13 protein-coding genes and 1 pseudogene are annotated in these 12428 nt (G+C 43.0%); 4 read left to right on the top strand and 10 right to left on the bottom strand.

Translation table 11 applies throughout. The annotated features are described in order from the left end of the window. Positions 1–62: 62 nt before the first annotated feature. Positions 63–506, top strand: a complete 444-nt coding sequence (locus tag A6755_RS09400) for a S1 domain-containing RNA-binding protein (RefSeq protein WP_034308861.1) — start codon at positions 63–65, stop codon at positions 504–506. Between the two features lie 130 nt (positions 507–636). Here the strand turns inward: A6755_RS09400 and minD are convergent, their stop codons facing one another. The 9 genes from minD to A6755_RS09355 all read right to left on the bottom strand — a co-directional run bounded on the left by minD (position 637) and on the right by A6755_RS09355 (position 8446). Beyond that, positions 637–1440 (bottom strand): septum site-determining protein MinD, encoded by an 804-nt coding sequence (minD, locus tag A6755_RS09395; protein WP_034308862.1) that lies wholly within the window; start codon positions 1438–1440, stop codon positions 637–639. Positions 1441–1442: 2 nt separating this feature from the next. Next, positions 1443–2126 (bottom strand): septum site-determining protein MinC, encoded by a 684-nt coding sequence (gene minC / locus A6755_RS09390; protein WP_034308864.1) that lies wholly within the window; start codon positions 2124–2126, stop codon positions 1443–1445. 117 nt (positions 2127–2243) lie between these two features. After that, positions 2244–2762, bottom strand: a complete 519-nt coding sequence (gene mreD / locus A6755_RS09385; RefSeq protein WP_034308867.1) for a rod shape-determining protein MreD — start codon at positions 2760–2762, stop codon at positions 2244–2246. Next, a complete protein-coding gene (mreC, locus tag A6755_RS09380; RefSeq protein WP_034308869.1) occupies positions 2759–3631 on the bottom strand; it encodes a rod shape-determining protein MreC in 873 nt (290 codons plus the stop codon). Before mreC ends, mreD begins: the two co-directional genes overlap by 4 nt. 136 nt (positions 3632–3767) lie before the next feature. Continuing rightward, positions 3768–4787: a rod shape-determining protein gene (locus tag A6755_RS09375; protein WP_034308871.1), complete on the bottom strand. Its 1020-nt coding sequence runs from the start codon at positions 4785–4787 to the stop codon at positions 3768–3770. Between the two features lie 148 nt (positions 4788–4935). After that, a complete protein-coding gene (gene radC / locus A6755_RS09370; RefSeq protein ID WP_053537324.1) occupies positions 4936–5610 on the bottom strand; it encodes a RadC family protein in 675 nt (224 codons plus the stop codon). A 59-nt stretch (positions 5611–5669) separates the two neighbouring features. Beyond that, entirely contained in the window at positions 5670–6239 is a 570-nt protein-coding gene (locus tag A6755_RS09365) for a Maf family protein (RefSeq protein ID WP_063590507.1), read from the bottom strand. A gap of 187 nt (positions 6240–6426) precedes the next feature. Continuing rightward, positions 6427–7386, bottom strand: coding sequence for a hypothetical protein (locus A6755_RS09360; RefSeq protein ID WP_134402112.1), 960 nt, complete (start codon positions 7384–7386; stop codon positions 6427–6429). 307 nt (positions 7387–7693) lie between these two features. Continuing rightward, the gene (locus A6755_RS09355) at positions 7694–8446 is read right to left on the bottom strand and encodes a prepilin peptidase (protein ID WP_063590505.1); all 753 of its coding nucleotides are present in this window, start codon (positions 8444–8446) and stop codon (positions 7694–7696) included. 501 nt (positions 8447–8947) lie between these two features. On the opposite strand from A6755_RS09355, the pseudogene A6755_RS09345 reads away from it, so the two are divergent. Further along, a pseudogene (locus A6755_RS09345) lies at positions 8948–9259 on the top strand (transposase); the annotation flags it as partial. Positions 9260–9274: 15 nt separating this feature from the next. Here A6755_RS09345 and A6755_RS09340 read toward each other — a convergent pair. Then, positions 9275–10564: a bifunctional folylpolyglutamate synthase/dihydrofolate synthase gene (locus A6755_RS09340; protein ID WP_063590502.1), complete on the bottom strand. Its 1290-nt coding sequence runs from the start codon at positions 10562–10564 to the stop codon at positions 9275–9277. A gap of 98 nt (positions 10565–10662) precedes the next feature. Here A6755_RS09340 and A6755_RS09335 point away from each other — a divergent pair, with 98 nt between their 5' ends. Further along, positions 10663–11610, top strand: coding sequence for an ATP-grasp domain-containing protein (locus A6755_RS09335; protein WP_063590501.1), 948 nt, complete (start codon positions 10663–10665; stop codon positions 11608–11610). Then, entirely contained in the window at positions 11573–12418 is an 846-nt protein-coding gene (locus A6755_RS09330; RefSeq protein WP_063590500.1) for an ATP-grasp domain-containing protein, read from the top strand. Before A6755_RS09335 ends, A6755_RS09330 begins: the two co-directional genes overlap by 38 nt. Positions 12419–12428: the final 10 nt, after the last annotated feature.

Here is a 12428-nt window from a genome sequence, read left to right as displayed (position 1 = left end):
TTGTTCCCCGAAATTTGTTATAATAAAGTGGTTTTAACATTATTGAGGGGGAACATTTTTTTATGTCAATCGAAATAGGCAGCAAAGTACAAGGTAAAGTAACAGGTATCACTAATTTTGGAGCATTCGTAGAATTACCAGGAGGCTCAACAGGTCTTGTGCATATCAGTGAGGTAGCAGATAGCTATGTAAAAGACGTAAATGACCATCTTAAAGTAGGCGACCAAATTGAAGTAAAAGTGATTAGTGAGAAAGACGGAAAAACTGCCTTGTCCATCAAAAAGGCTATAGATAGACCCGAAGGGCAAACCTCTTCTTATACCAAACGCCCACCACGCCAAGGGGATAGCCGTTCTAAAGATTTTCGTTCAAAAGGTAATTTCCAACCAAAGGAAAATTTCGAAGATAAAATGGTGCGCTTTTTAAAGACTAGCGAAGAAAATTTATCGACTCTTAAACGCAGCACTGAATCAAAACGCGGCGGCAGAGGCGGAAGACGCGGATAACCCGCTGCATTTTAGCATATAGAACAGGCAAGCCGGGATACGGCTTGCCTTTTTTATTTTCATGAAGTTCCGTGCAAAAAAAAAGCGAGGGCATCAAATGCTCCCCGCTTCTGGACAAAAGAATATAGATTTACCGCACGCTAAAGAATTTTTTCAACTTGGACATGAAGCCCTTTGGTTCGCTGCCAATTGGAGTCAAGGGCACAGATTCACCAAGGATCCTTCTGGCAATGTTCCGATAGGCAAGCGAGACTCTATTGTCCGGATTGTAGGCAATGGGTTCCTTTTTATTCGCTGCCACGATGACCTGGTCATCATCAGGAATGACGCCGATCAAATCAATCTTAAGAAAATCGGCAACTCCATCGATATCCATTTCTTCATCCTCATGAAGCAAATGGCCGCGAATCCGGTTGATGATCAATTGAGGCGGTTCAATATGCTCTTCTTTTTCAAGCAGGCCAATAATACGGTCAGCATCCCTTACAGCAGGTCTCTCTGCCGTCGTAACGATAATCGCCTTGTCTGCCCCAGCTATGGCATTCCTGAACCCCTGTTCGATGCCTGCAGGGCAATCAATGATGACATAATCATAGTCAGGCTTCATATCGCTTATGAGTTTCCTCATCTGCTCTTCATTCACCACTGTTTTATCACTATTTTGCGGAGCGGGAAGCAAATAAAGCAAATCCTCGAAATGTTTATCCTTAATGAGCGCCTGGTGTATCTTGCAGCGCCCTTCGACCACATCGACCAAATCATAGATGATGCGATTCTCCAATCCCATGATCACATCCAAATTCCGAAGACCAATATCCGTATCAATCAAGCAAACCTTCTTGCCTAGAAGAGCTAAAGATGTTCCTAAATTGGCGGAGGTGGTCGTTTTCCCGACACCACCCTTACCGGATGTTATAACTATTGCCTCTCCCACGATTAGAGACCCCCTTCTAATCTATTTAAATTAGGTCTATATTTCTTTAAAACTTGCAGTTTTTCTATAATGATATTTTCTTCTTCATCCATGAAGGCACATTCCAGGTCATGTCCCCATTTTGAATATTGATCAGGAGATAAGTTCACTTGTCCGGCAATGCGCAGCTGGGCAGGCTTCATGACAGAGGCAGCTATGATGGCCTCATTATTCCCTTTATATCCGGCATGGGCTATTCCCTTTAGCTGTCCCATGATATATATGTTGCCACCCGCACGAACCGTTCCGTCGGGATTGACATCCCCAATTAACAGTAAGTCACCGGGAACTTCAAAAACCTGTCCCGACCTTATCACCTTTGTCACGGTCGTCACTTGGTTTTCTTCTTTCCATCGTTTCGCTTCATCCTTCGTCAGGACATTCGAAATCATCTCAACCACGAAAAGCTTCTTCTTTTTATGGATGACCTCTTTAATCTTTTCTTCTTGTTGTTCATCAAGATAGCGGTTCCCTGTATGTACTTTTACGGAAATGGACGGGTCATTTTCTTGAAACTGATAGTTTGCCGAAAGCTTCACTTCTAACTCTTTCAATAATTCGGAAAATGAGCAAGAATCATCGAGATGAAGCATAAACCCGTCTTTTGTTCCCTTAATCATGACATTTTGCTGAATTCTTTTATTCATGACGTTTGTTTCACCTCAATGAAATATAATTCGACATAGGAAAACAAATTTCCTTTTTCTACGTACACGGAAAAGAGAAAATACATTTCCCACCTGCTTCTTAAAGACACAGGAACGTTATTCCGTTTCTCCTTGCAAATCAAGCATTTCAATCATTCTTTTTAAAGGATAGCAGCTGATGATAATGAATGCGAGATTCAATAATAATGTCGGAATCAATCTCCGTTCCGCAAATTCACCAAATCCCATATCTGCAAATGATAGGATGATATTCATCTGAAAGATGACAACCTCTAAAACTGCCGTGAATAAAAGCGCAGTAAGGCAGGCAACCAAAATATTATTTTGCAGGATTTTCATGCTTTTCGATATCAGATAGGCAAGAAAAGGCAGCAGGAACATGTAAATTCCAAGGATTTCTGTATATACGACATCATAAGTCAACCCAAGAATCGCCCCATAAAGCATACCCATTTTCCTGGACCCGTACATGGTCAGGAAAAAAACGAATATCATCATGAAATGGGGCACGAGGATTTTATCGGCCCCGAATGCATCTCCAGCGAACATCTGGGCGAAGATGCTTTCAAAAACAAAAAAAACCAAGGCTATGAAAGAAAGGATGAAATATCTCACTCAGCTTCATCCTCCCCTTCACTTTCTTTCGGTACACCGTCCACTTCACGCTGAACGACCATGACATTATTAATATCATAAAAATCCGTCGAAGGTTCGATATATGCAGTCTGGTTCAATCCATATTGATCCACTTTGACATCGACAACTTTCCCGATCAGCAGACCTTTCGGAAAGATTCCTCCATAACCGGATGTGATGACCAATGAATTCTTCTTGATCTTTTTATCGTAAGGAATCCGTTTCATCAGCAAAAGGTTCTTCTTATCATCGAACCCTTCAATCAAGCCATATGCTTTATCATCACCCTGAACGATGGCTGAGACACGGTTGGCTTTATCGATCGAACTTAAAAGTTGAACCGAGGCCGTGAAATCCGTCGCCGATTTCACCTTACCGACTAACCCATTGGAAGTGATGACAGCCATGTTTTTTTCTACCCCATTACGCTTCCCTTTATTGATCGTCAGCATTTCATGCCAGCGGTCGGGATTACGGCCGATGACCGTCGCCTGAGTGGGCGAATACTTCCGCAGGTCATCTTCTTTTTTGAGGTTGTCGCGTAGTTCTTCATTTTCTTCCTTTAAATCTTGGACTTGGGTTTTCAATAATACATATTCATCCAAGCGGGCTTTCAATTTTTTGTTTTCATCGTATGTATGTTGAAGGTCTTTTAAGCCCCCTACAAAACCTGTTATACCCGATACTGGCTTATTAAACACATTTCCGACCCAGCCTGTCGTATCTTTCAGGAATTGCTCCGGCCAGGTCAACTCTTCTCTCTCCCTTAATGAAAAACCGATCAATGCCACGAGAACGATAATACTAACGAGCAAGAGAAGGAGCTTTTTATTAAAAAACTGTGGCATGGTGATTACACCTCTATCTAAAATTTACTCTATGGTTTTTAAAATTACACTATGGATTCAATGAAACAGCAAAACATAAGAAAACCGGCTCAAAATTGCACCTTTTGTTGAGCCGGCCCTATTTGAGAAGTGATGCTTATCGCGAATCTCTTGATTTAGTCTTGAATAAATGAATGTGGTCCAGCGCTTTTCCCGTTCCGATCGCAACACAATCCAGCGGATTTTCAGCGATGATCACCGGCATTTGCGTTTCTTCACTGATGACTTTATCCAAATTGCGCAGCAAAGCACCCCCGCCTGTCAGTACAATGCCTCTGTCCATGATGTCAGCGGCTAATTCAGGTGGTGTTTTCTCTAAAGTGTTTTTCACGGAATCCACAATTGCAGAAACGGTGTCGCTTAATGCTTTGGATATTTCCTCAGCTGTAATTTCGATCGTTTTTGGTAATCCAGTCAATAGGTCACGGCCGCGAATTTCCATGTTTTCGACGCCTTCCGTGTCTCCAGCAGAACCAATTTCCATTTTGATCGCTTCAGCAGTACGCTCACCGATCATCAAATTGTAGTTCTTACGGATGTAGACGATTATGGCATCATCCATTTCGTCACCGGCAATACGGATCGATTGGCTTGTAACGATTCCGCCAAGGGAAATGATGGCCACTTCCGTCGTCCCTCCCCCGATATCGACGACCATGCTGCCTGTAGGCTCCCAAACGGGAAGGTCCGCCCCGATCGCTGCTGCAAACGGTTCTTCGATAGGATATGCGTCACGGGCTCCAGCTTGTCTTGCTGCATCGATGACTGCACGCTGCTCAACTGCCGTAATTCCAGAAGGCACACAAATCATGACATATGGCTTGTTGCCGAATACGCCCTTCTTTTGAGCTTCCTTCATATAGTACTTCATCATGGTAGCCGTCGTTTCATAATCGGCAATTACTCCATCCTTCATCGGGCGCAGGGCAACCACGTTACCAGGCGTACGGCCGATCATGTTTTTGGCATCGTTTCCGACTGCAACGATTTGCTTTGTATCTGTTTGCACCGCTACAACCGATGGTTCACGTACTGCGATGCCTTTTCCCTTCACATAGACAAGCGTATTCGCCGTTCCTAAATCAATCCCTATATCTCTTGCTCCAATTCCAAACATTATGGTATCTCCCTTTCGTAAACAAAAATGCCTTTTTATAAGTTCAAATAATAATTTGTCGTTTTTTGACAATAAGAGTTTTGAAAAAGTTTCCTCTTTTAAAAATCATAAACAATATTATATCGTATCGTCAAAAAATTTGATAGTGTCATAAATAACCTTTTTCCTTCAAGCTAACATATTTATGTTCCCCGATGATGATATGGTCCAATACTTCAATGCCGATTATTTTACCACATTCGACTAACCTTTTTGTCACTTCAATATCTTCTCTGCTGGGAGAGGGGTCTCCGGAGGGGTGGTTATGAAGACAAATGATAGAGGCAGCTGACCTTTTGAAAGCCTCTTTAAAGACCTCGCGCGGATGCACGATCGAGGCATTGAGGCTCCCGATGAATACCGTAGTTTTTTGTAGCACTTGATTTTTCGTATTTAAATAGAGACAGACGAAATGTTCCTGTGATAAAAACCGCATTTCCTCCATGCAATAATTAGCTCCATCTTCAGGAGATCGAATCACATAACGGTCTTGGTCATTCAAATTGTTAATTCTCCTGCCAAGTTCGACAGAGGCCAGGATTTGTATCGCTTTTGCTTCACCAATCCCTTTAATCACGGTCAGTTCTTCCACTGAGGCTTCTTTTAGCAGGCGCAGGCCCTTGAAGGAATTGATGAGCCTGCCGGATAGTTGCAGGACTGATTCTTCCCTTGATCCTGTCCTCAATAGCAAAGCAAGCAATTCCTGATTGGAAAGACTTTGCGGCCCGTCCTGGAGAAACCTTTCGCGCGGCCTCTCTTCTTTCGGGTAATCCCGTATTAACATTTTTTCGCTCAAAAGATCAACCCTTCCTTAGAAAAGGGAAGATGCCAGGGGAAATCAGATTATCCTAACTCTTCCTGCATCGCTTTAAGTTCCCGGGCCAGTCTTGAGACCGGAAGCCCGACGACTGAGAAATAGTCCCCTTTGATTTGTTTGACAAGAAGAGATCCGTATCCTTGAATCCCATAGCCGCCAGCTTTATCAAAAGGTTCCCCGCTATCCAGATATCGTTCGATTTCAGCTTCTGGCAGCTCCCAAAATGTCACTTCCGTTTTTTCTGCGAATACTCTGCGATGCTTTCCGAACAGGATGGCGACACCTGTGTATACTTCATGTGTCCGTCCTGATAACATTTCCAGCATTCTTTTTCCATCCGCCCTGCTTACCGGCTTACCCAAAATCTTACCATCAAGGACAACAACGGTATCCGAGCCGATTACCCAGCTTTCCTGAAATTTTGCTGCGATGGCTTCCGCTTTACGGGATGCCAGTTCTTTCACCGCTGCATCAGCACACATGTTTTCATCAATACTTTCATCAACATTGGAATTCATGCTTTCAAAGGGGATTTGAAGAAATTGAAGAAGTTCTTTACGACGTGGTGATGAGGAAGCTAAAATCAATGGCTGCATAATATAAAAGTCACCTTTCTTTACATAGGGAGATACATATCTATCCTATCAAATAATGGTGCAATCCACAATTATTGTTTACTAGGAATCGACAAATCCCTGTAAGTATTTCCCGGAAAATAAAAAAGGTGTCACAGATGGTTTCATATTAGGAGGCTTGTCCCATAAGGCAGCCCCCCCTTTTTCTTTACTTTTGGTAATTCAATAAAAAATTCAGAAGACTTTCTTGAGCCTGGAATAGCTTTTCTTCGTTTTTGGAAGTCTCATATTCATCAATCGACTTTGCCGCAGCAGTCAGGTCATCGTTCATCTTTGAAAACGCCGGCGATAATTTTCCCGCCTTCAGTTCATCCATGTTTTTTTTCAGGGTTTCCCCGTTTACCGTCCCTGCCTTTCCGCGAAGCTTTGTTGCGGATGTTTCTGCCAACGAAGCATATACTGCCTTCATCTTGTCGAGGGTTTTTTCATCTTCTTGGCTTGTCCCGGCCGCTTCAAAATTGATTTCCTTCCAATATACATCCACATCATATGACTTTAAGAACAAGGCCAGTTCTTTACTTGCAGCTAGACTCTCTGCCGATCCCAGAAATAGATAATAGCTTTCTTCCAATTTGAAGATTTCAGCAGGAACCTGCTTTTCAATGATTTTCTTTTGAATTTGCCTTGCCGCATCCTCGCTGCTGAATACTCCACCCTGTACAAGGAATGTCTTCAGCTGGTTTCCCGGTTCAGTCACTGCCGCTTTTTTATCTTCAACTGTGGCTTCAGTTGGAATCGGGGTCTCGACCGAAGATACTTCGGCTTTTTCCTTTGTAATCGTTTTAACGGCGATCAAGCCAAGAATCGACCCAAAAAACACAGCACAAATGACTGCAATCATGAATGTCTTGATCGGTCTTTTATCCGAGCTTTTCAGTGACCCGGTACCAAAACCGATGAGCTTCGGCATTTTCTTCTTTGGCGGTGTGGGTACCAATACGATCTTGCTTTCATTTGAATCCTCAGGGAGTATCCATTCGAAACTCTCATCAGTTTGTTCCTGCTCCTTACTCGCCGCCTCTTGACTTTCAATTTTTTTATCGGCAAATACTTTTTCTTCCCCATTTATTTTAATCGTTACACCCTTGCTTTCTTCCGGCTTGCCCAATTTTTTTCCTCCCCTCCAGATCATTTTTTTCATCCTATCATAGAGGGAAAAAAAAATAACAAGACTTTTGTCGTCTTGTCATTAATAGGTTTCGTCAAATTTCCCTATTCATATATGGGTAACCAAAAAGGAATTCCAGGTACTGGTACTATTGCTTCATGAACCATTCCATATCACCTCTCACCAATTACATACCTCCCTCTATCATTTCATAATCTCTTGCCGTCAAATGGGGATGGTTCCCTACTGAGCTATTTTTCAGGTGATTTTTGACAAATTCCTCTTGGATCAGGATGGCCCTTTAAGCTCATCTTAAAAATGTTACATACCAATGTAATAGCGAATCGCCCCAAAAATAAGCAGTCAATGTCCCAAAAACGATATACGGTCCGAAAGGAATAAGGGTTTTCTTTTTTAAGATTCCGGTCAGCAACCCGATGATGCCAAGCAATGCCCCATAAAAGCACGCAAAAAGCAAAGATAACAGCACCATCTTCATTCCCAATACGAAGCCAATCACTGCAAACAGCTTGATATCACCGCCACCCATGCCACCCTTACTTACGACCGCGATTGATAACAGCAGGCTAAAACCAACCGCTGCCCCGACAATTGAATCCCACCAGGGCGTCAGTGGAAATGAGACTCTTAAAACAATAAAAATCACTATAAAGAAAAGCAGTATTTTATCGGGTATGAGCATATAGGCGACATCAGTCACGAAGATGATCATAAATAATGAAATCAATATCCAGCCAACCAACAGTTCACCCGACCAGCCAAGGAATATCGGAGCAGAGGCAAACAAAACACCGGTCAGTATTTCCACGGCCGGATAAAGGGGGGATATCCTTGCTTTACAGCCCCGGCATTTACCGACTTGCAACATATAAGAAATAACCGGTATCAACTCGAAGAATGTCAATGTACGCCCGCAAGAAGGGCAGGCGGAGCGACGATTCGCGAATGAATGACCAGCTGGAACACTTAAACCGACAACGTTAAAGAATGAGCCTAAAATTAAGCCCAATACGAAGAGATAGATATGGATAGCCATCATTTATACAAAGTGCATGAGGATTCGATTGCCTTTCTTTGAAACCCTGATATAAAATTCCCTTCCGCTATGTAATTAACCATTGGGTTCTTCATGCTCATTCCTCCCATCATTTTATTAAGCAGATCCTATTCATATGGAATGCAATATATAAACATATTTTAACAAATAAACTGGCTGATTTGTCATCAATCACTCTATTGGAGTTTTTTCTTTCCAAGAGGCTCTTTAACAAGAGAAAAGGACCTTTGAAAAGATCCTTTTCTCAGACTGAAGACAAACTCGATGAAAATAGAGTTTCTCTTCAGTTTTTTAGGGGTTTGTGCAATTTGAACGTTAATTTCCACTCCCCAGGCACTCGCTTTCCGCGGGCGGTCCGCCCTCGGCGCCTTTGCGCCTGCGGGGTCTCCCCTGGACTCGCTTTTCCCGCAGGAGTCTCGTACACCCGCTCCAATCAACTTTGTTTTAACTTATAGATAGAACCCCTTTTGCCAGGTGAAGATGATGCTTTCGAAACATTATTCTATTCAGCGAGGCCAACTTGAAATGATTACTTTAGATCAACTGGTGCCGGCGAATCATTTGGTTCGTAAAATTGAGGCTGCCATTGACTTCACTTTTATTTATGATTTGGTGAAAGATATATATTCAGAGATAGGAAGCCCAAGTATTGATCCAGTTATATTAGCCAAACTGACTTTCATTCGATTTACTCTCGGTATTCGTTCAATGCATAAAGCAATTGAAGAAGTTGAAACAAATATGGCTTACCGTTGGTTCTTAGGCTTTGGTTTCCATTATAAAGTGCCTCATTACGGTAATGCACATCCTTTAGGCATCTTCTCTGATTAGGAACTCCCTCACCAGTGAAAGGAAATGAAGGGACCCTGTAATGACAAGGATCTCTTTATCCCCCGTTTTCCTTCTGCCTTCCGTTATCGCCGCCTGCCAATCCTTGTTTATACTTTTATTTGGATGACTGCATTTTTCATAAAGCGTTTTCGCATCCGCCGCCCGTTCATGGTCGAATTCGGTAATGATGATTTCCATTGCCCCCGTTTCCAGTCCACGAAGCATCTCGGAATAGTTTTTATCTTTAAATGAGCTGAATACGAATCGGTACTTATAGTCGGGGTAATGCACTTTTAGCGTTTCCTTCAGTACGTCGATGCCGGCAGGATTATGTGCACCATCAATGATCACCAATGGCTCATCTGATATTTTTTCAAAGCGTCCATCCCATTTCGCTGCCCCTATTCCTTTAAGGATGCTTTTTTCATCGATATTTTCCATCCCTACTGTGACAGCAGCAATGGCCAGTGCCGCATTTTCCATTTGATGACGGCCCAGCATCCGCATTTCCACATTTTCGATCGACCTGTCGGCAAGCGAAAATGAGAAACTTTGCCCACGTTCACTTCGCTTCATATCGCTAACACGAAAGTCTTTACCCAATTGGTAATAAGGTACGCCTAAAGCTGACGCTTTTTCTTCAATTACTTTTGCTGGTTCCCCGGCTGTGACTCCGCTGATGACCGGCGCCCCGCTTTTTATGATGCCTGCCTTCTCAAAAGCAATTTCCCCAAGTGTGTTACCCAGGATGTTCGTATGTTCCAAAGAGATCGAGGTAATGATCGAAAGAAACGGCTGGATGACATTGGTTGTATCAAGCCTGCCTCCCAAACCGGTTTCCATCAAAACCAAATCGACTTCCTTTTTGCTAAAATAAGAGAATGACATTGCAGTCAAAATTTCGAACTGGGTGGGACCAATCCCCTTGCTGTCCATCTCATGGATGATCGGCCAAAGCTTCCGGAAGACATCGATGAAATCCTGATCACTGATTTCATCCTCATTCACCTTCAGCTGTTCATTCATCCGGATTAAATAAGGAGAAGTGAAGGAAGCGACCCGAATCCCTTGGGCAAGCAGAATTTCTTTAATATATTGCAGTGTCGATCCTTTCCCGTTGGACCCCGCAATGTGAATATATCTTAGCTCCTTGTGCGGGTCGCCTAATTCAGTTAACAATGTTTCCATCCGTGACAGGCCAAAATTCATGCCCAACCGAACTTGGCGCCGTTCGAAAAATTGATTGATTTCTTTCATGGCTGTAACCATTATCGTGGAGCCTCCTCTTTCTTTATACCGCTCTTATGCGTTAAGATTATTTTATCAATATATGTACGATTAACCTAGATGAAAGGTAGTGTTTTACCATGAAACCTTCAGATTTCCACTGCTGGATTGTCGTCAACGGCTATTTACAGCATGATAAGTTTTCCAGTTTAGCTTTGTTCATTAAAGAGGCGGCTGAAAGGAAAGATATCATGGCAACCCTTATCCGCAATTCAGATCTCATTCCCATAATCGAAAAAGGAGTGCCGCTGCTTAAAGGAACCTTTGATAAGCTGCCGGATTTTGTTCTGTTCATGGATAAAGACATTCATTTGGCGCGCCATTTGGAATTGCTCGGCATCCCCGTATATAACAGCAGTGCAGCAATCGATATATGCGACAGCAAAGCAAAAACACATCAAGCCTTAACAGGGCATGGCATACCGATGCCGAAAACCATATTTCCCCCTTTTACGTACGAAGGGATTGAAAGGGGTAATATGGATGCTTTTATCCAAATCGGCAATGAACTCGGGTATCCTCTTATCGTAAAGGAAGCATACGGTTCTTTTGGGGAACAAGTATATTTAATCCAAACAGAGGATGAGTTACTGAAGACGGTCCGTGATCTTGGCCATAAACCATTTATCATCCAGGAATTCATCGAGCACAGTAAAGGTCGGGATATTCGCGTGAATGTCGTGGGCAATCAAGTCATAGCAGCGATGCAACGTCATTCCGAGCAGGACTTCCGTGCTAATATGACTGCCGGGGGGCAGGCTGCACCATATATACCCACCAGTGAAGAAGCACAACTTGCCATTCGATGTGCGCAAATTCTCGGTGCCGACTTCGCTGGCGTCGATTTGCTTTTTGGTGAAGAAGGTCCGCTTTTATGCGAAGTGAATTCGAATTCGCATTTACTGAATATTTTTGAATGTACAGGCATCAACATCGCCGATAGCATGTTCGATTATATCTTGAAAGAATTAGGAAAAGGAAGTGCATCTGATGAAAAAACAAGCAGGCTGGTTGATTTACAACCGTGAGGATGCCTTGAAAAATAAAGGATACATAGATTGGATGCTTGACGAAGCCAGTAAGCTTGATCTTGATTTACACTTTCACTTTCGGGAAGACCTTAGGATCGGACATCGTTTCAACAAGTTGTATGTGGAACATGAGATGCTGCCAATTTCATTGCCGGACTTTGCCATCGTCCGGACCATTGATCCTTTTTTCACTAAGCAACTAGAGCGATTGGGAATTGCTTGCTTTAACTCCTCCTTCGTATCGGAAATCGCGAATGACAAAGCAAAGACGCATCAATATTTGTCCTCGCTTGGGATTCCAATGGCCGATACCGTATATTGTAACGGAAGGCCGAGTGCCGATGACATGGAGCTCCCTTTCATTGCTAAAGAAACAAGCGGCCGCGGCGGGAAACAAGTATTTCTAATCGAGCATGCCGATGATCTTGCCCAACTGAATGATGGGAATTGGATAGTTCAAAAACCTGGCTTATTCGGTAGGGATATTCGCGTTTTTGTGGTTGGTAATAAAGTGAAGGCTGCTGTACTCAGGGAATCCGCTTCCAGTTTCAAGGCAAATTATACACTGGGCGGATCGGCTTCGCTATATGAGCTGACTGCATCTGAATTTGGCCTTGTTGAAAGAGTGATGAGTTCATTTGATTTCGGCCTGGTCGGTATCGATTTCATATTTGCCGAAGATGGCAGCCTCATGCTGAACGAAATTGAGGATGTCGTCGGGAGCCGGACATTAAGTGCACTAAGTGATATGAATATCGTTGGGGAGTACCTTACATTCATAAAAGAAAGCATATCCTCTTCTTAAATAGCATGTA

Origin of the sequence: Peribacillus frigoritolerans (genome assembly GCF_001636405.1) — a bacterium.
Classification (GTDB): Bacteria; Bacillota; Bacilli; order Bacillales; family DSM-1321; genus Peribacillus; species Peribacillus frigoritolerans.
The sequence above is the reverse complement of the archived record's forward strand: the minus strand, read 5'-3'. Positions and strand labels throughout refer to the sequence as shown.